The organism is Citrobacter sp. CK188, assembly GCF_030333525.1.
Classification (GTDB): domain Bacteria; phylum Pseudomonadota; class Gammaproteobacteria; order Enterobacterales; family Enterobacteriaceae; genus Citrobacter_B; species Citrobacter_B koseri.
In genome coordinates this window covers 197004-219731 of sequence record NZ_JAOWFU010000024.1, presented here as the reverse complement: position 1 = coordinate 219731, position 22728 = coordinate 197004, and the positions used below count along the sequence as shown (strand labels likewise).

At 55.2% G+C, this 22728-nt stretch carries 20 protein-coding genes; 16 read left to right on the top strand and 4 right to left on the bottom strand.

Features of this window, described 5'->3' with window-relative positions; translation table 11 throughout:
• The first annotated feature begins 6 nt into the window (after positions 1–6).
• Genes OGV67_RS03680 through OGV67_RS03650 form a run of 7 tightly spaced genes read left to right on the top strand, consistent with a single transcriptional unit; the run spans position 7 to position 5560 of the window.
• Complete coding sequence (locus OGV67_RS03680; protein WP_012133676.1) at positions 7–477, top strand: flagellar basal body-associated FliL family protein; 471 nt, start codon at positions 7–9, stop codon at positions 475–477.
• Positions 478–496: 19 nt separating this feature from the next.
• Positions 497–1192, top strand: a complete 696-nt coding sequence (locus OGV67_RS03675) for a FliA/WhiG family RNA polymerase sigma factor (protein ID WP_012133675.1) — start codon at positions 497–499, stop codon at positions 1190–1192.
• A gap of 7 nt (positions 1193–1199) precedes the next feature.
• Positions 1200–2063: a flagellar motor stator protein MotA gene (motA, locus tag OGV67_RS03670; RefSeq protein WP_012133674.1), complete on the top strand. Its 864-nt coding sequence runs from the start codon at positions 1200–1202 to the stop codon at positions 2061–2063.
• On the top strand, positions 2063–3010 hold the full coding sequence (lafU, locus tag OGV67_RS03665) for a putative lateral flagellar export/assembly protein LafU (protein WP_012133673.1): 948 nt from the start codon (positions 2063–2065) through the stop codon (positions 3008–3010). Before motA ends, lafU begins: the two co-directional genes overlap by 1 nt.
• 16 nt (positions 3011–3026) lie before the next feature.
• The gene (locus tag OGV67_RS03660; RefSeq protein ID WP_258865979.1) at positions 3027–3839 is read left to right on the top strand and encodes a C40 family peptidase; all 813 of its coding nucleotides are present in this window, start codon (positions 3027–3029) and stop codon (positions 3837–3839) included.
• Positions 3840–3882: 43 nt separating this feature from the next.
• Positions 3883–4917, top strand: a complete 1035-nt coding sequence (parM, locus tag OGV67_RS03655) for a plasmid segregation protein ParM domain-containing protein (RefSeq protein WP_196491298.1) — start codon at positions 3883–3885, stop codon at positions 4915–4917.
• Positions 4910–5560, top strand: coding sequence for a hypothetical protein (locus tag OGV67_RS03650; protein WP_115615034.1), 651 nt, complete (start codon positions 4910–4912; stop codon positions 5558–5560). The genes parM and OGV67_RS03650 overlap by 8 nt, the downstream gene beginning before the upstream one ends.
• Positions 5561–5640: 80 nt before the next feature.
• On the opposite strand, the gene mtr is transcribed toward OGV67_RS03650, so the two are convergent.
• The 4 genes from mtr to OGV67_RS03630 form a co-directional block, all read right to left on the bottom strand.
• Complete coding sequence (mtr, locus tag OGV67_RS03645) at positions 5641–6885, bottom strand: tryptophan permease (RefSeq protein WP_024130622.1); 1245 nt, start codon at positions 6883–6885, stop codon at positions 5641–5643.
• Between the two features lie 136 nt (positions 6886–7021).
• A complete protein-coding gene (gene tnaA / locus OGV67_RS03640; protein ID WP_012133668.1) occupies positions 7022–8410 on the bottom strand; it encodes a tryptophanase in 1389 nt (462 codons plus the stop codon).
• A gap of 125 nt (positions 8411–8535) precedes the next feature.
• On the bottom strand, positions 8536–8631 hold the full coding sequence (gene tnaC / locus OGV67_RS03635; RefSeq protein WP_024130621.1) for a tryptophanase leader peptide: 96 nt from the start codon (positions 8629–8631) through the stop codon (positions 8536–8538).
• A 221-nt stretch (positions 8632–8852) separates the two neighbouring features.
• The gene (locus OGV67_RS03630) at positions 8853–11015 is read right to left on the bottom strand and encodes a TonB-dependent siderophore receptor (protein ID WP_286464941.1); all 2163 of its coding nucleotides are present in this window, start codon (positions 11013–11015) and stop codon (positions 8853–8855) included.
• A gap of 449 nt (positions 11016–11464) precedes the next feature.
• Between OGV67_RS03630 and OGV67_RS03625 the strand changes: the two genes are divergently transcribed.
• From OGV67_RS03625 to OGV67_RS03585, 9 genes are all read left to right on the top strand, one after another.
• Entirely contained in the window at positions 11465–12292 is an 828-nt protein-coding gene (locus tag OGV67_RS03625) for an ABC transporter ATP-binding protein (RefSeq protein WP_012133664.1), read from the top strand.
• The gene (locus OGV67_RS03620) at positions 12289–13302 is read left to right on the top strand and encodes a FecCD family ABC transporter permease (protein ID WP_049008662.1); all 1014 of its coding nucleotides are present in this window, start codon (positions 12289–12291) and stop codon (positions 13300–13302) included. Before OGV67_RS03625 ends, OGV67_RS03620 begins: the two co-directional genes overlap by 4 nt.
• A complete protein-coding gene (locus OGV67_RS03615) occupies positions 13299–14351 on the top strand; it encodes a FecCD family ABC transporter permease (protein ID WP_115615032.1) in 1053 nt (350 codons plus the stop codon). The genes OGV67_RS03620 and OGV67_RS03615 overlap by 4 nt, the downstream gene beginning before the upstream one ends.
• A 15-nt stretch (positions 14352–14366) precedes the next feature.
• On the top strand, positions 14367–15314 hold the full coding sequence (locus OGV67_RS03610) for an iron-siderophore ABC transporter substrate-binding protein (RefSeq protein WP_115615031.1): 948 nt from the start codon (positions 14367–14369) through the stop codon (positions 15312–15314).
• A 2-nt stretch (positions 15315–15316) separates the two neighbouring features.
• A complete protein-coding gene (locus OGV67_RS03605) occupies positions 15317–16210 on the top strand; it encodes a MurR/RpiR family transcriptional regulator (RefSeq protein ID WP_012133660.1) in 894 nt (297 codons plus the stop codon).
• Positions 16211–16398: 188 nt separating this feature from the next.
• Positions 16399–16965 carry a TetR/AcrR family transcriptional regulator gene (locus tag OGV67_RS03600; RefSeq protein ID WP_049009383.1) on the top strand — a complete coding sequence of 189 codons (567 nt, stop codon included), beginning with the start codon at positions 16399–16401 and terminating at the stop codon, positions 16963–16965.
• Positions 16966–17125: 160 nt separating this feature from the next.
• Complete coding sequence (locus OGV67_RS03595) at positions 17126–18247, top strand: efflux RND transporter periplasmic adaptor subunit (RefSeq protein WP_012133656.1); 1122 nt, start codon at positions 17126–17128, stop codon at positions 18245–18247.
• A complete protein-coding gene (locus OGV67_RS03590; protein WP_286464935.1) occupies positions 18247–21354 on the top strand; it encodes an efflux RND transporter permease subunit in 3108 nt (1035 codons plus the stop codon). Before OGV67_RS03595 ends, OGV67_RS03590 begins: the two co-directional genes overlap by 1 nt.
• Positions 21355–21357: 3 nt before the next feature.
• Positions 21358–22722 (top strand): efflux transporter outer membrane subunit, encoded by a 1365-nt coding sequence (locus OGV67_RS03585; RefSeq protein WP_115615030.1) that lies wholly within the window; start codon positions 21358–21360, stop codon positions 22720–22722.
• Positions 22723–22728 lie beyond the last annotated feature (6 nt).

Here is a 22728-nt window from a genome sequence, read left to right as displayed (position 1 = left end):
ACATTTATGAACGCAAAAACAATCTCCTTTGGGCTGGCGATCGCTTTGGTTACCGCTTTACTGACGGCATGTTTAACCGTTGCCGGCACCTGGCTACTTCGCGCGGACACGGCATCGGAGAGCAATCCGTTGACGAGCTTATTTAAATCCTCCACGCCGCAACAGGTGGAGTTCGTGGAAATTAAAAACATCCTCATCACCCTGAAAGGGAAAGGTAATGCGGAGCGTTATCTGATGCTGGAACTGAACCTGGCGACCATGAGCGCGGAAAACGCGCGGACGGCGCAAGACATGATCCCTGCGATTCGTGGAGCGACCGTCAATCTGTTTTCCGAAATGGACTATGACGCCGTGCGTGCGCTAAGCGTCAGCAACCTGCACGACAAACTCAAAGCCGCCTATGCCGCCAGATTTGACAGCCTGAAGATGGACGTCCCCTTTGATGACGTCATCATCAGCAAAATGGTCTTCCAGTGATTGATAAGCCGTATTGGACATGATGGATTTTATCGCAAGTGAAACGCTGACGCCTGCGGATGAAGCGCGCTATGTCAGCACGTATCTGCCGCTCGTCAACAAAGTGGTGAAGCAACTCGCTTACCAGACCAGTAGCGTTATTGATCGGGATGATATGGAACAGATCGCGCTAATGGGGTTGTTAACCTCGTTGCGCCGTTACGGCCATCCTGATGAGCAGTTTGCCGCTTATGCCATACAACGCGTTCGCGGCGCGGTACTGGATGAGCTGCGGTTGCTTGACTGGCGTCCGCGTCGTTTGCGACAGAAAACGCATAAGCTCAATGACGCAATCCGCGAGATTGCGCGTCAGCTGGGGCGTACGCCCAGCTTTGAGGATATCAGCCACCATCTTTCCATTACGGCTGAAGAGTATCAGGAATATCTCTTACTCGATTGCGCCAAAACGCTGGAGAGTCTCGACGATCTTCTGGGTAATGACGTATATGCGGGGGCGCTGGATAGCCGTCCGCTTGAAGAAGAGATCATCGTCAGCAGAACGCTACGCAACGCGTTGGCGAGTCTTGATGAGCGTGAGCAACTTATTCTCACGCTCTATTACCAGCATGAAATGAGCCTGAAGGAAATTGCGCTGGTCCTCAATTTAACCGAGGCCAGGGTATGTCAGCTCAATAAAATCATTGCGCAAAAAATTCAGTCTTTTTTCCAGAAGTGAAAGGTTTATGCAGAAATTCTTAGGTATTCTCATCATCATGGGGTGTGTTGTCGGCGGCTTTATTTTGTCAGGCGGACACCTCGCCTCATTCTGGCAGCCGGGTGAAATCATCATTATTCTTGGCGCGGGACTGGGGGCGATGGTACTGGCGAACCCCAAAGCGGTGCTGAGCGAAATGTACCGTCAGTTTCGCGGCATTATGCGCAAAAACGAATATACCGATGAGTATCAGCGCCAGCTGCTGATGCTGCTGTATGAACTGCTGGAACTGGTGCAGGACGGCGGCCTGAAGGTGCTGGATGAGCATATCGAAGCACCGGAAAACAGCGCGTTATTCCAGAAATACCCCCTCATGCTGCACGACAAAGCGCTGGTGACGTTCATCTCCGATAACTTCCGCCTGATGGCGATGGGGAAAATCAACGAGCACGAGCTGGAAGGGATTCTCGAACAGGAACTGGTGGCAATGGAAGAGAACCTTCTGCAACCGTCCCGCTCTTTGCAACGTACTGCGGAAGCGATGCCTGGATTCGGCATCTGCGCGGCGGTACTTGGCATCATCATTACCATGCAATCCATTGACGGCTCGATTGCGGTCATCGGCGTGAAGGTTGCGGCCGCTCTGGTGGGAACCTTCCTCGGCGTATTCTTCTGTTACTGCCTGATGGACCCGGTGGCGAACGCCATGGAGCAACGCACCAAAAAGCAAATCTCGGTGCTGGAGTGCGTGCGTACCGTACTGGTGAACCACGTTGCCGGTAAGCCGACGCTGCTGGCGGTCGATGCCGGGCGCAAAATGCTGCCGATGGACACGAAACCGACATTCGCGACGCTGGACGGTTGGGTAAACCAGATGATGGGTGATGCCTGATGCGTAACCGCAGCAAAGAACATACCACGATCATCAAACGCTCCTCGCGTAAAAGCCATGATGAATTTCATGGCGGCGCCTGGAAAGTGGCCTTCGCAGACTTCACGCTGGCAATGATGGCGCTGTTTATGGTGCTGTGGATCATGGGCGCGGTAACGGAAGAAGAACGTAAAGAGATTGTCTCCATGCTTAATGGTGAGTCGGTCTTTGAAGGCAACTCATTAACGCCCATTACGCAAAAAGAGGGGCAGGGCGGGCAGCTTTCGCTGATTGACAGCCGTCATCCGAAAACGCCTAAACCGTCGAAAACGGCAGAGTCGTCAAAACCGTTGACCGATGCGGAGAAGCAGGTTGCTCAGCAGGCGAAACAGACGGAAAGCCTGGACGATGTGAACGCCCGCTCGCGTAATGAGATTGAAGATCTGGCGCGCATTATCATGAAAATCACCTCGACGTACGATGCGCAAGCCAACCTGAAAATGGAAATTGTGCCGCAGGGGCTGCGTATTCTGGTCTCGGACGATCAAAAACGCGAGATGTTCCAGCGCAGTAGCGCAATCCTGACGCCGTTTTTCAAACGCTTACTGACGGAGTTTGCGCCGGAACTGAACAAGATCGACAACAAGATCATCATCACCGGCCATACCGATGCCACGCGTTTTCGCGATCAGGTGCTTTATAACAACTGGAACCTGTCCGGTGAACGCGCCATGCAGGCGCGGGCGGTTCTGACCACCGGGGGGCTGGATCAAAGCAAAATTCTGCAAGTGAGCGGCATGGCGGATCAGATGTTGCTTGACCCGCAACATCCGCTGAGTTCCGCGAACCGCCGCATTGAAATTATGGTGCTGACGCATTCCGCCAGTGATTCTCTGTACCAGTTCTTTGGGCAGCATGGCGAAAAAGTCATTAAACCGCTGACCGATAAACTGACGAAAAACCATTAATCAGATCGTTATTGCTGTGAAACGTTTCATCCGTTCTGTCCGTTTTGTACCTGCCCGGCATGTTCTGTGCCGCCAGGTACCTTTTTTTTCTCTCATCCTGTTATTGCTGATGCCGACGGGCTACAGCATCGCAAAGCCGAAGCCTGTAGAAGCGGGTATGACGCAGCAGGAAAACGCGTTGCAGATGCGGAAAAAAAATCGCGAGCGGCTGATGGCGAAAGTGAAAAAACGGACTGCCGTCGTACTGTTAACGCCGGAACAAAAGCAGCGGGAAACGGCGAAAAAACTGGCTGACCGCACTAAAAACCGCGAGATGCTGGCAATGCATGCTCGCTGGCAGCCCGGTAGCCTGGGAAGCTCCGACACACTGTGGAGTCAGGCGCGCAAAGGGAAGGACAAAACGGGGCGCATCAGCCCGAAACTGGCGTCCCGATTACATACCGTCATCAAGCGTCTGGAAGACCAGTTAGGTAAGCCCTATGTCTGGGGCGGTAAAAATCCGCTGGAAGGATTTGATTGCAGTGGCCTGGTTTTCTACGCCTTCAATCATGTGCTGGAGCGCAAGCTACCCCGCACGGCAAACGGCATGTATCAGGACCCCACTCTTAAACATATTCGCGTAGATAAACTCCGTCGCGGCGATCTGGTGTTTTTTAACATTAACCAGCGACCGGGCGCCGACCATGTTGGCGTCTACCTTGGAAACGATGAGTTTATTGAGGCCCCGCGTAGCGGGCTAAATATCCGCATTAGCCAGCTTTCAGATGATTTCTGGCAATCGCATTACCTCGGCGCTCGCCGCATTCTGACGGAAGAGGCGACGCTGTAAAAATGACCCTTAGATTGAGTTAAAACCCATGACCGCAACACGTATGAAATTCGCCATTGATGATGGCTCAACCAATGTGAAAATTAGCTGGATTGAAAACGGTACGCTGAAGACCGTTGTTTCGCCGAACTCCTTCCGTAAGGACTGGAAAAGCGCGGCGTTGCTGCGTGGTCAGTCGGTATACAACTACACCATCGGCACCACGAAATACACCTATGATGCGACCTCGGATAAAGCGCTTTCCACGACGCACATCGAATACCAGTATGATGATTTGAATCTGCTGGCGGTTCATCATGCGCTGCTGCAAACCGGCCTGACGCCGCGTGACGTTGAAGTTATCGTCACACTGCCGATTACGCAATTCTACAAGCCGGACGATTGCCAGCGTAACGATGAGCGCATCGAAGCGAAACGTCGCAACCTGATGCGTGAGATCTCGCTGAATAAAGGCGAGCTGTTCCGTATCGTTGATGTGCATGTTATGCCGGAGAGCCTGCCTGCGGCGCTGTCGCATCTGCTTAACTCCAACGTGAATGAATTCACCAAGTCGCTGGTCATCGACTGCGGCGGGACAACGCTGGACATGGGGGTGATTGTCGGCGAGTTTGACGATGTTTCCGCAATTTACGGCAACAACGAAATCGGCGTGGCGATGGTGACGGACGCCACGCGTAAATTACTGGCGGCGGCGGACAGCGACTCCAGCTACCTGGTGGCGAACGAGCTGATCAAGCGTCGCAACGATCTGGATTTTGTCAGAAGCGTCATTAACGATGAATCGCGGATTGACGAGATCCTTGAACGGATCGAGATCAAGATTCAGGAACTTGGCGATCAGGTGGCTTATGAAGCGAAGAAATTCGCTAAAAACCCTAACCGCGTTTATCTGGTCGGCGGCGGCGCGCATCTGATCGAATCCGCTCTGCGTCAGGCCTATTCGACGCTCGGCGAACGCGTGGTGACGCTCGACAACCCGCAAAGCGCGCTCTCTCGCGAGATCTGCCTGTACCATGCTGAGTCAGGCGTTGAGCAGATTGATTCGCCGCAAATGGTTGAGGTAGGCGACGATGAGTAACAGGCAGATCCGCCGTGTTAACCTCTCATTGCATTTGTCGCCAGAGCGATCGCGCGCGGATTTGCGCGCGATGCTGCAACTAAAAAAATGGTATGGCGCAGTGCAGCGGGACGGGAGCGACGTCAATGACGCCAACATGGAGATCCGCCAGTTTCATCGCAATATCTATCTGTCCGGCCTGCAATTGCATCTTCTCAACCCGCAATTGTGCAGCCATGTTGCAGAATCCCTGAGCCGGGAAGGTTTGAGCCTCGAATCCCTTTGCGCGGAATTGCAGGAGAGCAATTTGCTGCCCGTCGCCCTCATGACCGGCGATGGCGATGAAGAAAAAGAGAAAGACTTCAGCGAACAGCAGCTGGCGCAAATGCGTACGCTGATGGCGCAGACCCTGCAAAAACAGCAGGTCGCCGCAGCGCCATCGGATAACACGCAGCATGAGGAGACGGCAAAACTGCGCGAAGAGGTCGCCCAGCTCAAAGTCTTGCTGGAACAGCAGCATCTGCTGTTGCAACAGCTGCGCGTAACGGGGCGTACGTCAACGGCGGAACCGGCTAAATCCGTAAATGCTGAAGAAGTCGATCTCAGTACCGTAGACGCGCCGACGCAGAAGATGAGTAAAGTGCGTCAGAAAGGGATCTTTTAGACTTTCGCACAGCGCGTCACCAGTGTTGAAAAGGGAACCCGGCGGTTCCCTTTTTATTTTATGCCGCCGCGCACGGCGTACTACCGGTATACCGGCAGAAGGTTAATGCTGGATAGAATATGGATAAGCGCGTTAGCTGCCCCAAAGCATAAAATCAGGACGATCATCGCGTTGCCTCCCCATACCCGATAGTGCGGGCTGTTAAAGCGTTTGCGCGATGCGCGCGCCAGCAGCGCCGGGACAATCGCCGCCCAGACGGTGGCGGCCAGCCCGGCAAAACCGATGGCGTAGATAAACCCATTTGGCCAGATTAAACCGCCGGTGATGGGCGGAAGAAACGTGACCAGCGCAGTTTTGAAACGTCCTTTTGGCGAGTCGTCGAACCTGAAGAGATCGGCGAGGTAATCAAATAATCCCAGCGTAACGCCGAGGAACGAACTGGCGACGGCAAAGTTGGAGAAGACGGTCAGCAGCAGATCGAGCGTTGAGCTGTTCAGCAAACCGCTCAGCGTCTGTACCAGCACGTCGATATTGCCGCCTTTTTCGGCGATCTCAATAAACGCCGGACGCGGAATATTCCCCATCGTACCGACCAGCCAGATGATATACAGCACCAGCGCCATCAACGTTCCCAGCAGCAGGCAGCGGCGGATGGTCAACGGATCTTTGCCGTAATATTTCATCAGGCTGGGCACGTTGCCGTGATAACCAAATGAGGCGAGACAGAACGGCAACGTCATCAGGACGTAGGGCAGGTAGCTGGGGCTGACTTCAGCGGTATTGAGTAAAATCGTCGGCTGGACGTGCCAGAGCAAACCGCCAAACGTCATAAAGAAGGTGAGAATTTTGGCGCCCAGCACAATGGTCGTCATACGGCTCACCGCCCGGGTGCTTAGCCAGACAATAAACGCTACCGCCAGGGCGAATAATAACCCGCCGAGCCTGGCCGGAAAGACGATCCCCATTTGTGCAAAGGTATGGTGAATAACCGAACCGCTGGCGGAAATATAGGCGTAAGTCAGAATATACAGCACGAACGCGACGGTCAGACCGTTAATAATATTCCAGCGATTTCCCAGCAGGTCTTTGGTAATCGTGTCGAAGCTGGCGCCAATATGATAATTCAGGTTTGCTTCCAGGATCATTAACCCGGAATGCAGCATACAAAACCAGGTAAAAATTAATGCCAGCAGTGACCAGAAAAACCAGGCGCCAGACATCACCACCGGGAGAGAAAACATGCCCGCGCCAATAATGGTTCCACCGATAATCATTGCCCCGCCGATCAGCGACGGCGCTTTATTTGCGACCGATAATGTAGCCATAGTGCGTTTTCCTCGCGTGGCTATGCCCGTCATTGTGCAGAGAAAAGGGCGATCCCGTTTTTCTCATGCCTGAATGCGTTGAATATCGTATTAAATAGCGGAATCGCGCTCCCGCAGGGGAGCGCGTATCAGAACGTTATTTCACCGGTTTCAGCCGGGCCACAAAGTGGCGCAGCACCGGCGGTTCATAGGTGAAAGTCAGCCCTTTGATCGATGCGGCGCGGGCTTTTACGGCGATTAACGCATCCGCGATATAGTCCATGTGATCGTTGGTGTAGACCCGGCGGGGGATCGTCAGACGCAGCAACTCCATTGGCGACGGTTTTTGTTTGCCAGTGGCCGGATCGCGCCCAAGTAGCAGAGAGCCAATTTCCACGCTGCGAATCCCGGCTTCCAGGTACAGTTCGTTATTCAGCGCATGAGCCGGGAACTGTTCTGCCGGAATGTGCGGCAGCAGCAGCTTCGCATCGACAAATACCGCGTGGCCCCCGGTTGGATACTGGATTGGAATCCCCCCTTCGCGCAGCCGTTCGCCCAGGTATTCCACCTGGTTAATCCGATAGGCGAGGAAATCTTCATTCATCCCTTCTTCGAGGCCGATCGCCAGCGCTTCCATATCGCGCCCCGCCAGCCCGCCGTAAGTGACAAACCCTTCCATCGGCACGCAGCGAATGCGCACGTCGTTGAACAGATCTTCATCATCACGGAAGCAGCACAGCCCGCCGATATTGACCATCGGATCTTTCTTCGCCGACATGGTCAGCATATCCCCATACTGGTACATCTCACGGACGATCTCTTTCACCGTTTTATCTGCGTATCCCTCTTCGCGCTGTTTAATAAACCAGGCGTTTTCGCAGAAGCGGGCGGAGTCGATGACCACCGGAATATTGTGCCGCTTCGCTATTTGATACACCTCGCGCATATTGGCGATGGAAACCGGCTGGCCGCCTGAGCTGTTGCAGGTGACGGTGGTGATAATCGCCGCGACGTTTTCTGCGCCATGTTCCGCGATAGTGGCGTTGAGCAGGTCGATATCAAAGTTGCCTTTCCAGTCGTACCATGAGGTGGTGTCGAACGCTTTTGGCGTCACCACGTTGATGGCTTTCGCGCCGTTTAATTCGACATGGGCGGCGGTCGTATCAAAGTGGAAGTTGGAAATAAAGACCGGTTTTTCGGCGTTGCGGCGGGCAATCAGGCAGGGAAACAGAATTTGCTCGGCGCCGCGTCCCTGGTGTGTTGGGATCGTAAACGGGTAGCCGATCAGCTCTTTTACTTTGTCGCACAGATGGTAATAGTTGCGTGAGCCGGCGTAGGCTTCATCGCCCATCATCAGGCCTGACCATTGACGATCGCTCATTGCGCCAGTGCCGGAGTCGGTCAACAGGTCGATATATACATCATCGCTTCTGAGCAGAAAAGGGTTATATCCCGCTTCTTCAAGCGCTTTAACACGGTCGTCCCAGGTGGTCATACGAATGTTTTCTACCATTTTAATGCGGAACGGCTCAGGAATACGTTTCATATTATTTCTCCAATAGCATGTCGCGCTACGTGAACGTTATTTTTGTGCCTTTAACAGGCGCAAGAAATACCGACCAAACGTAGTGTTCAGTTAATTTTTTATTGATGTTGAACGGCTAAGGAGAATTAACGCGGAAAGTCGTTAGAAATACGCGGATCGAGGTTATACCAGAAGTGCAGACCGCCTGCGGCAATGAGGCGATAAAACGATTTGTGTTTCATTACATCGTCCTCCATGAGTGAAAGGGAATTTAAAAATAGCGGAAGATTAAAATTTATCCGCGATAAAAATCACAAAATGTTAAATCTGATACAGTTCAGTTAAGAAAGTTGATGAGGCGCGCATTTTTGCGTTCATTGGGCGGTGTGAGTTTATTCATCTTAATGTGAGGGAATAGCGGGAATACCCTGCCAGAATTGACAGGGTATTTGGACGAGAAGGATCAGAACTCCATTTTTACCGTGAACTGAACTTCACGCGGGTCGCCAATCTGATTACCCAGATTATTGGTGGCAATGGATGAGGTGTAATACGTTTTATCAAACACGTTTTTCACGTTGAGTTGCAGAGTCACCGGGTATTGCAGTTTCATCTTATAGGCTGCGAAGGCATCGGCCACAAAATAACCAGGCAGATAATAGTCCGCGCCGTTGGTGGCGGAGCGACGGCTTACGCCATGTCCGCCGCCGCCAATGGTCAACGTATTGCCCATAAAGGCGTTGTGAATGTCATAGGTCAGGAACAATGAACCGGTATGACGCGGTACGTTAGGCAGCGGTTTCCCTTTGTAATCGGGATCTTCCGTGACTTTTGCTGCGGTATAACCGTAGCTGGCGATGATATTGGTATTGGGCGTCAGCGAGCCTGCGACATCCACTTCCACCCCCTGTGAGCGTACGCGCCCTGCGGTTTTCGCCACGGTTTCGCCATCCACGATTTCGTTGTACAGCACGTTGCGCTTATCAATATTGAACAGGGCGATATTGGCGGTGATGCCGTCAAAGAGATCGAATTTCGCCCCCACTTCATAGGCGGTAGAGGTTTCCGGCGGCAGATCGCCAATGTAGCTGGCAATAGAGTATTGCGGCATAAAGGCGCGCGATACGTTGCTGAACAGCGACACAGAAGGGGTCAGCTTATAGACCATGCCGAATTTCGGCACCCACTGCTGATCCGTGCTGTCGGTGTTGACGTTGAACGGGCGGCCCTTTCCGGCATATTCGGTGTAGTACTGATAGCGCATCCCGGCGACGGCGATCCACTTATCGGTCAGATACAGCGCATCCTGTACGTAAGCGGAATAGCTCTCCTGCTTAATCGTCTGGTCGCTGTCGGAGGCCGAGACGCTGGTGCATTTGCCGAGCGTACCGTAGACCGGATTGTAAATATTAAAGCCTTTCACGTTCTTACAGCGAATCATATCCGTGCGCAGCAGATCGTAATTCTCATAAGAGACGCCGGTCAGGATCTCGTTATAGAAACCAGCGATATCCACGTTTCCTTGTAAATCGGCGCGGGTCGCGTGCATCCGTTGGGTGGAGCCTTGCGTCGCATCCACGCGGCGGGTCAGGTTCCCGGTAGCGGAATCATAAGCCATCACGCGAGCCTGGTTATCGCTGTATTTATCCTGGCTGAAGCTGTAATCAAACTTCGCCGTCCACGCGCTGTTGAAGCGATATTCGGCATTGAGCTGCGCCAGATCCGATTCGCCATCGGTGATATTGAATTTCTCATCAAAGCGGGTTTTCCGATCCACGTTAACCGGCTGTTTGGTATTGAGATCGAAAATGGTGCCGCGATCGAACGGGGCTTTGTAATTACGGTGCGAATAGAGCACGTTGACCGTCGCGTTGTCGCCAAACCAGGTCAGGGAAGGGGAGATGAAGCTGCTCTGGTTAGTACCATAGTTGCGCCAGTAGTCCTCGTGCTGATACTCACCGATCAGGCGATACGCCAGTTGGGTGCCTTCAATCGGCCCGGTGATGTCAAACTGGCCTGTGCCGCCGCCGAAGCTGGAGGAGGTAGCGGAAATCGAGCCGCCAAATTGCGTTTGCGGACGTTTGGTCACGACGTTAATCAGGCCGCCGGGATCGAGAATACCGTACAGCGTGGAGGCCGGGCCTTTCAGCACTTCCACCCGCGACGTGGCCGCGTTGAAACTGCGCGGCAATACGGTTTTAAGACCGTTGGTCATCACGGAACCGTCACGATTCGCGCCGAAACCACGGCGAACAAACGCATCCTGCGTTCCGCCCAGCGTGTTGGTTTGCACGACGTTGCTGACGTTATACAGCGCTTCATCGAGCGTTGTGGCGTGCTGATCTTCCAGCACTTTGTCGCTGACGGTATTGACCACCTGCGGGATATCCAGCAGCGGCATCGACGTCAGCGTGGCGGTGGACGAACTCAGCGGTTGATAACCTGATGTGACGGCCTGATCGGCAGAAGAGGCGTCTGCGCGCACGGTCATCGTCTCTTCATTTTTGAGCGGCGAGTTTTCTTTTTCCGCCGCCATGACCGCAGGAGCCGTCGTGATACCCAAAAACAGAGCGGAGCACAGCGCTCGCCCTTTCATCCCAGAAAAATAAGGAGTTAACTTAGCCATCTTTTATTTATTCCGCAAAATACCCTGCCAAAAACGGGAGGGGAAACAGGTTTATCCAGTTCATTGCCCGGCTTGCTAGCCATGCGTTTTATCCATCTTTTAACCAACGTAAACGGCGTCAGATGTGTAATTGAGAATCATTCAATCATGGGCGTTTGTAGTAGTAAACGTAAAAATGAAAAAGAAACTACAGCGGGGGTAACGTCATAAAACCGTAGTGTTATTGTGGGAAAATAATCTTTAATTTATTGATATTTATCTGTTTTTATAAGTTTGTTCGTCTTTTTCTGCGGCGTTTTTATTGCGTGCGTACGGTGAGGTAACTACAGGGCGTAATTGCTTGACTACTACAGCGCAACCCAGCAAGATCTTAAAGAGAATGAGTTTTATTTTTATTTGAAAGGCTGCGCGCGCTGGCTTTGCCAGGCTGCGACGGCGCAGGAGTGAACATGCCACAGCATGTGGAAAACACCGCCCACAGAACGGGCATTGAGCTGAAACAGCTTTCTGCTGGCTATCGTCACCACGCCATCGTGCATGACGTCTGCCTCACTATCCCGCAAGGTAAAATGACGGTGCTGGCCGGGGCGAACGGCTCAGGCAAATCCACCTTATTAAGTACGATTGCCCGAATGCTGAAGCCGTTGGGCGGCAGCGTGCTGCTTGATGGTAAAGCGATTCATCAACAGCCGACCAAAGCGGTTTCGCGTCAGCTTGGCATCCTGCCGCAATCCCCGCTGGTGCCGGAGGGATTAACGGTTTTTGAACTGGTTTCGCGCGGGCGTTTTCCCTGGCAGAATTTTCTCCAGCAATGGACCGATGATGACGCACAGGCCGTAGAGCAGGCGTTACAGCTCACCGGAACAACCGACTTCGCCCATTTGCCGGTAGAGAGTCTCTCCGGCGGGCAGCGCCAGCGGTGCTGGATTGCGATGGCGCTGGCGCAGCAAACGCCGTTTATTTTGCTGGATGAGCCTACAACCTTTCTCGATCTGCGTTATCAGGTAGAGATCCTTGAGCTTCTGCACTCCCTGACCCGTCATCATGGTCGTACCGTGGTGGTGGTGTTACATGATCTCAATTTCGCGGTGAATTACGGCGATATGCTGGTCTTTCTCAGACAGGGACGGCTGGAGGGGATCGTACATGAAGGAGAGCACTGTACGCCGGAGCTGATCAAATCGGTGTTTGACGTCGATGTGCAGATGTCGGTGAATCCGTTGACCGGAAAGCCATTCTTCATGCCGTTTCGTGCCAGGGCTGGAGCGGAAGAATGACGGCTATGGTCATCGCATCAGGCCGCCGTCGTGGTCGATTTCTGCTGGCGCTTCCTGTCTTGCTACTGCTGCTGTTTATGCTGGCGGTGATTCATCTGGGCGTCGGGGCGCGTGCCGTCAGTCCGCAGACCGTCATTCAGGCGTTATTTCACTTCGATGCCAAAAACTTTGATCACCGAATCGTTATTTCTCTGCGTCTGTTGCGTATGGCTGCGGCCATGCTGGTTGGCGCGGCTTTGGGCGTAGCCGGCGTTCTGTTACAGGCATTGATTCGCAACCCGCTGGGCGAACCGCACATTCTGGGGCTGAATGCGGGAGCCGCGTTCTCCGTAGTGCTGTGTACCGCGCTGGGCGTCGCGGGGCTCAGTCAGTCACTGGTTGCGGCAGGGGGCGCAGCGGCACTCTTTTCGCTGGTGATGGCGCTCTCTTCTGCCGGGCGTGGCGGACTGACGCCGCTGAAGGTCACGCTCTGCGGCGTGGCGCTGTCGGCGATGGTGTCGTCGCTCACGGCGGCAATCCTTATTCTGGATGAGCAGACGTTGCTGGCGATGCGCACCTGGCTGGTGGGCGATCTCGCGGGGATGAGTTGGGAAAAAGTACGCCAGGCCCTCCTGCCGTCGCTGGTTGGCGTTGTACTGGCGATAGCGATAGCGCCGGGGCTGAATATTCTGGCGCTAGGCGACCGGATGGCCTGTGGGTTGGGCGTTAATATTCTGCGCATTCGTCTGATGGCGATGATCGCCATTGCGCTGCTGTGCGGCGCGGCGGTATCCGTCGCCGGGCCGCTGGGTTTTATCGGGCTGTTGGTTCCGGGCGTCATCAGACGTCTGGTGACGGAAGACATTCGCCAGATGCTCCCGCTGGCGGCGCTGCTGGGGGCGGCAGTGCTGCTACTGGCGGATATCGTTGCCCGAACCCTGCTTGCCCCACAGGAGCTGGCTACAGGAGTGATGACCGCGCTGGTCGGCGCGCCGGTGTTTATTTTCATTGCGTCGAGATTTCTTAAATGAGCGTTGTTCTGGCGCGTGCCGGGCTGCGCGCATGGCGGGTGGGGAAATTCTCACGCCTTGTCCGGCTGAAAACGGTGTGGTGTGTGCTGGGGTTTGCCACGCTGGCCGCCGTACTGCTGGTTTCGGGCGTGTTGCAGGGGTCGCTTCCCGTTCCGGCTTCCGCCATCGGGCGTGCGTTGTTCTCTCCGCAGGCGTTAACGGAGCAACAGCAGTATGTTGTCTGGGATGTCCGTCTTCCGCGTTTGCTGATGGCGCTGCTGTGTGGAGCAATGCTGGGGCTGGCTGGCGCGGCGATGCAGTCGATTACCCGTAACGGCCTGGCGGACCCCGGTCTTATCGGCGTGAAAGAGGGGAGTAGCGTGGTGGTACTGGCGTTAGTGCTGCTCTTCCCGTCGGTCAGCCTGGTCTGGCGACCGCTGGCGGGTATTGCTGGCGGATTAATGGTCGCCGCGCTGGTCATGCTGCTGGCCCGTGATTTCTCCCGCCCGCGATTTGTGCTGATCGGCATTGGCGTCTCGTGGTTCTTTGCTGCGGGAATGGGCGTTTTTATGACGACAGCCGATGTCCGCGATGTGCAAACGGCGCTGGTCTGGCTGGCCGGAAGCCTGCACGCCGCCACCTGGCCGTTGCTGTGGGTGGCGCTGGGGTGGGCGTTGCCTGCGGCTGTTCTGCTGTTTGCGACGGCGAGAGCATCGGATGTGGCGCTGCTGGGTAATCACACCGCGACCGGGCTCGGGGTGCGTCTGTCTCATCTGGCGCTGCTGCGTTTTATGGCGCCGGTATTTCTGACCGCCGCCAGCGTCTCCTGCGTGGGCAGCCTGGGGTTTGTCGGCCTGATGGCGCCGCATATGGCGCGTTTTTGCCTGCGCGGAGGGCAAATGGCGCTGCTGTGGGGCAGTGCGCTCATTGGCGCTCTGCTGGTGCTGCTCACGGATACCATCGGGCGTCTGGCCTTTGCGCCGCTGCAAATACCGGCGGGGATCGTGATTGCGCTGGTCGGCGGTCCTTTCTTTTTACTGTTGCTCTGGCGTCGTCGGGATCGTTTGTAATTTTTAAGAGGGTGTATGCGTTTACTTTTTTCGCTGTTGCTGCTGCTGGGGGGCTCTGTACAGGCAGAGGTTGCCACCCGGCCTTTTACCGACGATCTCGGACGCGTGGTGAACGTGCCGCTGCATCCGCAGCGCATTGTGTCGCTACACGATCTTGATATCACCATTCCGCTGATTGAGCTGGGCGTTCCGCCGGTCGCCAGCCACGGCAGAACGCGTCCTGACGGCAGCCATTTCCTGCGTTCGGGCGCGCTGCTGACCGGCGTCGATTTTGATCATTCAACGATAAAGTTTATTGGTACGGCGGACATTGATATTGAAGCGATTGTCGCCGCGAAACCCGATTTGATCATCACCGAGCCGAGTCGCCATACGCCCATCGAACAACTGGAGAAAATCGCCCCGACGGTGAGCATTGATCATCTCGACGGCGGCGCGCCGGAAATTTACCGCAAGCTCGCGCAGCTTACCGGAACTCAGGCGCGACTGGCTATTCTGGAGCGTCGCTACCGGGAAGAGATTGACCGGTTGAAACACACGGTGGATACCCAATACATTACGGTGTCAGTCATTCAGGCAAACCAGGGAAAAATCAATGCGTTGCACACCTATCATTCGTTAGGACGCGTCCTGCGCGATGCCGGGTTTTCCTTCCCGAAACTGATCGACAGCATTCCGCCGGGAGGGCGGATTGACGTGAGCGCGGAGCGTCTGCCAGAGATGGACGCGGATTTTGTTTTTGCCACCTGGCGCGGTGATACCGGTGGTAAGCCGCAGGATGAAATTGCCGCGATGGATGCCGTGTTGCCGGGCTGGTGCGAGTTTCTTACCGCTTGCCAGCGCGGGCACTACGTTTTGATCTCCCGTGAAGAGGCGATTTCGAACTCCTTTGCATCACTCAGCCTGATGGTTGCACAGGTACAGTCGCATATTGCCGGGCGCCACTTACCGGAGGGGAAATAACCATGCTGACGGCGAAGAAAGTGAAAAATCGTATTGATGTTTACGGCGATCGCTTCCGGGCGCGGGCGCATCTGCTTTCGCCGAGGATGCAGGCGGTGGCGCGTTATATCCATGAGAACCGGGAAGTGGTACTGGAATTTACGGCGATAGAAATTGCGGCCGCCACTCAAACTTCTGACGCGACGGTTGTCCGGGCGATTCAGGCATTGGGGTTTGCCGGGCTGCGCGATTTAAAACAGACCATCGAACACTGGTTTGGCCCGGGTATCACCTCGGAAGAGAAAATGACGACCACGGTGAATACGCTTTCCTGCGATGTAAATTCGAGCATTGATTTTGTTCTGCAAGGGCATCAGCGCACCTGCGACGTGCTGTCTACGCCGCAAAACCGTTACGCGATTGCGCAGGCGGTCGCACTGTTGGTGGAGGCGCGTCAGGTGGGGATATTTGGCATTGGCGCATCCGGGATACTTGCGGACTACACGGCGCGTCTGCTCAGCCGTATTGGCTTGCCGTCGGTGGCGTTTAATCGTACCGGGATTAACCTGGCGGAACAGCTGATTGCGCTACAGCGGGGGGATGTGCTGATTATGATGGCGCAGAAATCGCCGCATCGCGAAGGGTTGACGACCATCCGCGAGGCGAAGCGGTTGGGCGTGCCGGTGATTTTACTGACCAATGCGCTGGAATCACGTTTTAGCAAGGAGGCGGATGTGGTGATCAATGTGCCGCGCGGCGGTGAGAACGGGAAAATGCCGTTGCACGGTACGGTGCTGGTTTGCCTGGAAATGATCGTGTTGTCTGTCGCTTCGACAGCCCCGCAGCGTTCGATTAAGTCCGTTAAGCGCATCAATGAATTGTACCGGGGAATTGGAAAGTCAGGGGCAAAGAAATAAATTTAAATATTCTCTCCATTTGATTTTCAGATTTTTTTCATTAAATCTCCATAATCTCTCCATTATTTTCCTGGCAAATAATGCAGGAAAATAATAAGCAAAAAAATCCTTTTCAATGTGCGCAGGAGACGTATAATTGGCCAAAATGAGAACGATCATTCTCACTTTTGAGGTGACGAGGAGATGTGATGAGCAGCAAGCTGGAAATCCGCCAGAAACAACGACAGGATGAGATCATCAACGCCGCGCGCCAGTGCTTTCGCGCCAGCGGATTTCACGGCGCCAGCATGTCGCAGATCGCTGCTGAAGCCCGTCTCAGCGTGGGGCAAATCTATCGCTACTTCGCCAGTAAAGATGCCATTATCGAAGAGATGATCCGCCGTATTATCGACTATCGCATTACACAGATAGAAGATAAAACCCAGACGGAGCGTATCCCCGGAATCCTGGCCTGGCGGCAAACGCTGAGCGAGGATGATGATGCGCTGATGCTGGAGATGGCGGCTGAATCGACCCGCAATCCTCATGTTGCCGCGATGCTCGAAGAGGCGGATGCGCGGATGTTCGACAACGCCTGCGCGCACCTGAGAAAAACGTGTCCGCAACTCAGCGAGGCCCGCATCCGTTGCTGTGTTGAAGTGATTGCAACCATGATGGAAGGGGCGGTTTACCGTCGCCTGACGCCGCAAAAAAGTGACCCTGATGCGTTACAGGAGATATACCGGGATATCGTTACCATGCTTGTGAATGGCTGAATAAAGAATCTAATAATCAAAGGGAAATAAATTATTTCCCTTATTGTCGTTGTGAGAAATACCTCATGACGCGATACCGCTGTACCTGAAATAACGTTCAGTCGCCTGGTGCTACCTTGTTAATTTTAACGGGGCAGGCGTTTCTCACCCTGGAAAAAAGATGAAATACATAACAACATCAATTATCGCGCTATTGTTATTATCCGGCTGTGATAATACGCAAACCGACAATACCGCTTCTCCGTCTCAGGAAGTGGGCGTCGTGACCCTTAAAACAGAACCCGTTTCTGTGGTCAGTGAACTGACCGGACGCACCAGCGCAGCACTCAGTGCCGAAGTTCGCCCGCAGGTGGGGGGGATTATTCAAAAACGCCTGTTTAATGAGGGCGATATCGTCAAAGCGGGGCAGGCGCTGTATCAGATCGATCCCGCCAGCTATCGCGCCGCATGGAACGAAGCGAATGCCTCGCTCAGACAGGCGCAGGCGCTGGTGAATGCCGACTGCCAGAAGGCGCAACGTTACGCGCGGCTGGTTAACGATGACGGTGTTTCCCGCCAGGATGCCGATGATGCGCAGGCCACCTGTGCCCAGGACAAAGCCAGCGTGGAGGCAAAGAAAGCCGCATTAGAAAGCGCGCGTATCAATCTGGACTGGACCACCATTACCGCCCCGGTTTCCGGGCGCATTGGTATCTCATCCGTCACGCCCGGCGCGCTGGTGACGGCTTCACAGGAGACGGCGCTGGCGACCATTCGTGGGCTCGACACCATGTATGTCGATCTTACCCGCTCCAGCGTGGATTTGCTGCGCCTGCGTAAGCAGTCTCTGGCGACCAACAGCGATACCCTGAACGTGACGCTGACGCTTGAAGATGGCACGACCTATAGCGAAAAAGGAAAGTTAGCGCTGACGGAAGTGGCGGTAGATGAGTCTACAGGCTCAGTCACGCTGCGGGCGATTTTCCCCAACCCTCAACAGCAGCTGTTACCCGGTATGTTCGTTCGCGCCCGCATTGATGAAGGGATCATGAACGATGCGATCCTCGCGCCGCAGCAGGGGATCACGCGCGATGCGAAAGGCAATGCGACAGCGCTGGTGGTCACTAAAGACAATAAAGTGGCGCAGCGTACCCTGGAAACAGGCGATACCTATGGGGATAAATGGCTGGTGCTGGACGGTTTGCGTAGCGGCGACCGGTTGATCGTTGAGGGATCAAGTAAGGTCACGCCGGGTCAGCAGGTTAACGCCGTTGATGTACAACTGAACGGAGGCAAAGGCTGATGTTCTCCCGTTTCTTTGTGCGCAGGCCCGTTTTCGCCTGGGTTATCGCCATTCTGATCATGCTGGCCGGTATTCTGGCGATTAAAACGCTGCCGGTTGCGCAGTATCCTGACGTGGCGCCGCCGTCGGTGAAAATCTCGGCGACCTATACCGGCGCTTCCGCCGAAACGCTGGAAAACAGCGTGACTCAGGTGATTGAACAGCAGCTTACCGGGCTGGATAACCTGCTCTATTTTACCTCGACCAGCAGTTCCGATGGTTCGGTCAGTATTGATGTCACCTTTGAACAGGGCACCGACCCTGACACCGCGCAGGTGCAGGTACAGAACAAGGTGCAGCAGGCGGAATCCCGCTTGCCGAGCGAGGTTCAACAATCCGGCGTCACGGTGGTAAAATCGCAAAGTAACTTCCTGCTGATTGCCTCCGTGTATGATAAGTCCGACCGGGCGAGCAGCTCAGATATCGCTGACTGGCTGGTGAGTAACGTACAGGACCCGCTGGCACGCGTGGAAGGGGTCGGGAGCCTACAGGTGTTTGGGGCGGAATACGCCATGCGTATCTGGCTGGACCCGGCGAAACTGGCCTCCTATTCTTTGATGCCGTCGGATGTGCAGAGCGCCATTGAAGCGCAAAACGTTCAGGTTTCCGCCGGGAAAATCGGTGCGTTACCTTCCCCTGACACACAGCAATTGACCGCTACGGTTCGCGCGCAGTCACGCATGCAGACGGTAGAACAATTCAAAAAGATCATTATCAAAAGCCAGTCTGACGGGGCCGTGGTACGCATCCAGGATGTGGCGCGCGTGGAGATGGGCAGTGAAGACTACACCGCCATCGCTAAACTCAACGGTCATCCGGCTGCGGGGGTTGCGGTCATGCTTGCGCCGGGGGCGAACGCGCTGGATACCGCCACGCTGGTAAAAGATAAAGTCGCTGAATTTAAACGGGATATGCCGCAGGGCTATGACGTGGCGTATCCGAAAGACAGCACCGAATTTATTAAGATCTCCGTAGAGGATGTGGTTCAGACGCTGTTTGAAGCCATCATTCTGGTGGTCTGCGTGATGTACCTGTTCTTGCAGAATCTTCGCGCCACGCTGATTCCGGCGCTGGCGGTTCCGGTCGTGCTGCTCGGTACTTTTGGCGTGCTGGCGCTGTTTGGTTACTCCATCAATACGCTGACGCTGTTTGCAATGGTGCTGGCGATAGGCCTGCTGGTCGATGACGCCATTGTGGTGGTGGAAAACGTCGAGCGTATTATGCGCGATGAAGGGCTGCCCGCGCGCGAAGCTACCGAAAAATCGATGGGGGAAATCGCTGGCGCGCTGGTGGCTATCGCTCTTGTTTTGTCTGCGGTATTCCTGCCGATGGCGTTCTTTGGCGGCTCTACCGGCGTCATTTATCGCCAGTTCTCTGTGACGATTATCTCGGCAATGCTGCTCTCGGTCGTGGTGGCGTTGACCCTGACCCCAGCCCTGTGCGGTTCGATTCTTAGCCATACCGCGCCGCATAAAAAGGGCTTCTTCGGGATATTCAACCGATTCTATAGCCGAACTGAACAGGGTTATCAGCGCGGCGTCCTGCATGTGCTGCGTCGCAGCGTCAGCGTGATGGGCGTTTATGCGCTGTTATGCGGGGCGATGGCGCTGGCGATGTGGAAGCTGCCCGGCAGCTTCTTACCGACCGAAGATCAGGGTGAAATTATGGTGCAGTACACCCTGCCCGCAGGGGCGACGGCGTCGCGAACCGCAGAGGTCAATCGTCAGGTGACAGACTGGTTTCTCAATAAAGAGAAGGCCAATACGGACGTTATTTTTACCGTCGATGGTTTTAGCTTCAGCGGCAGCGGGCAGAATGCCGGGATGGCGTTCGTTTCGCTGAAAAACTGGTCGGAGCGTAAAGGCGAAGAAAATACCGCACAGGCTATTGCGCTGCGTGCCAGTAAAGAACTGGGCGCTATTCGCGATGCGACGCTTTTTGCGATGACGCCGCCGTCGGTTGAGGGGCTGGGGCAAAGCAACGGCTTCTCTTTTGAGCTGATGGCGAATGGGGCGACCGATCGCGATACCCTGTTACAGATGCGTAATCAGCTGATCGCCCAGGCAAACCAGAGCGATATTCTGCACGCCGTGCGCGCAAATGACCTGCCGCAAATGCCGCAGCTTCAGGTGGATATCGACAGCAATAAGGCCGTCTCGCTGGGGCTTGGCTTAAGCGATGTGACCAGCACCTTATCCAGCGCCTGGGGGGGAACCTATGTCAATGACTTTATCGATCGCGGCCGCGTGAAGAAGGTCTACATTCAGGGCGACAGCGAGTTCCGTTCTTCGCCTGCGGATCTGGGCAAATGGTTCGTGCGCGGCAGCGATAACAGCATGACGCCCTTTTCCGCCTTCGCCACCACTCGTTGGGAGTACGGCCCGGAAAGTCTGGTGCGCTACAACGGCTCTGCCGCCTATGAGATTCAGGGAGAAAACGCCAGCGGTTTCAGCTCCGGCGCCGCGATGGACAAAATGGAAGCGCTGGCAAACAGCTTGCCTGCTGGCACCACATGGGCGTGGAGCGGGTTGTCATTGCAGGAAAAGCTGGCCAGCGGTCAGGCTATGAGCTTGTACGCCATCTCTATTCTGGTGGTTTTCCTCTGCCTGGCGGCGCTGTATGAAAGCTGGTCGGTACCGTTTTCGGTGATTCTGGTCATCCCTCTGGGGCTGTTAGGCGCGGTGCTGGCGGCCTGGATGCGTGATTTAAATAATGATGTTTACTTCCAGGTCGCGCTGCTGACCACCATCGGCCTGTCGTCGAAAAACGCCATTCTGATCGTCGAATTTGCCGAAGCTGCGGTTGCGGAAGGCTATTCCCTGAGCCGGGCTGCGCTGCGAGCGGCGCAGACCCGTTTGCGCCCAATCATTATGACCTCTCTGGCCTTTATTGCCGGGGTTACGCCGCTGGCTATCGCCACAGGGGCCGGGGCGAACAGCCGTGTGGCGATCGGGACCGGAATCATCGGTGGGACATTAACCGCCACGCTGTTGGCTATCTTCTTCGTCCCGCTGTTCTTCGTGCTGGTTAGGCATCTGTTTACCCGCAAGTCCCGTCGTCAGGAGTAAGTTATGTTGCGTATTTTTCTCTTTGTTTTCGCTCTCCTGAGCGCAGGGTGTGTGTCGCTTGATCCGCACTACAGCACGCCCGATGCGCCGGTTCCGGCAAGTTTACCGGGCGCGCAGGGGCAGGGGAACGCTGTCAGCCGCGACTGGCAGCAGATTGTTAACGACGCGCGGCTGCAACAGGTGGTGAACACCGCCCTTAACAGTAACCGTGATATACAAAAGGCGATTGCCGATATCGACTCCGCACGGGCGTTGTATGGCGAAGCGCGTGCCTCGTTGTTCCCGACGGTGAATGCTTCACTCAGTTCTACACGCAGCCGTACGCTGGCGAACGGAACCGGAACGAGCGCTGAAGCCGATGGCGCGGTGTCCAGCTTTGAGCTGGATCTGTTTGGCCGCAATCAGAGCCTGTCGCGGGCGGCGCGAGAAACCTGGCTTGCCAGCGAATTTACCGCGCAGAACACCCGTTTGACGTTAATTGCCGAGATCAGCACCGCGTGGCTGACCCTGGCGGCAGATAACAGCAATCTGGCGCTGGCCAGGGAGACAATGGCCAGTGCGGAAAACTCGCTGAAAATTGTTCAACGTCAGCAGCAGGTCGGGACAGCCGCCGCAACGGATGTCAGTGAAGCGATGAGCGTTTACCAGCAGGCGCGCGCCAGCGTAGCCAGCTATCAGACTCAGGTGGCGCAGGATATCAACGCCCTGAACCTGCTGGCGGGCACAACGCTGCCGGAAAGCGTGCTGCCCGGTACGCTGGAAAGCCTTGATGCGCAGGTGATTACGCTGGTGCCCGCTGGCGTCTCTTCTTCCGTGCTGTTGCGTCGGCCGGATATTCAGGAAGCGGAACATAACCTGAAAAGCGCCAATGCCGATATTGGCGCGGCGCGAGCGAATTTCTTCCCGACCATCTCCCTGACGGCAAGCGCCGGTGTTGGCAGCGATGCGCTCTCGTCCTTGTTCAGTCATGGCATGAAGGTGTGGTCGTTTGCGCCTTCCATTACGCTGCCGCTGTTTACCGGCGGCAGCAACCTGGCGCAGCTCCGCTATGCCGAAGCGCAAAAACGGGGACTCATTGCTACCTATGAAAAAACGGTGCAAAGCGCGTTCAAAGATGTGGCTGATGCGCTTGCCCGGCGTGCGACACTGGATGAACAGCTGGATGCCCAGCGCCAGTATGTCGCCGCAGAACAAAAAACGCTGGATGTCGGGATGCGTCGCTATCGCGCCGGGGTCGGGGATTATCTGACCGTACTGACGGCGCAACGCACGCTGTGGTCGGCGCAGCAGACGCTTATCGCCCTGCAACTGACGGACAATGAAAACCGCATAACGCTCTGGCAGTCGCTCGGCGGCGGGGCCCGGTAATCAGAG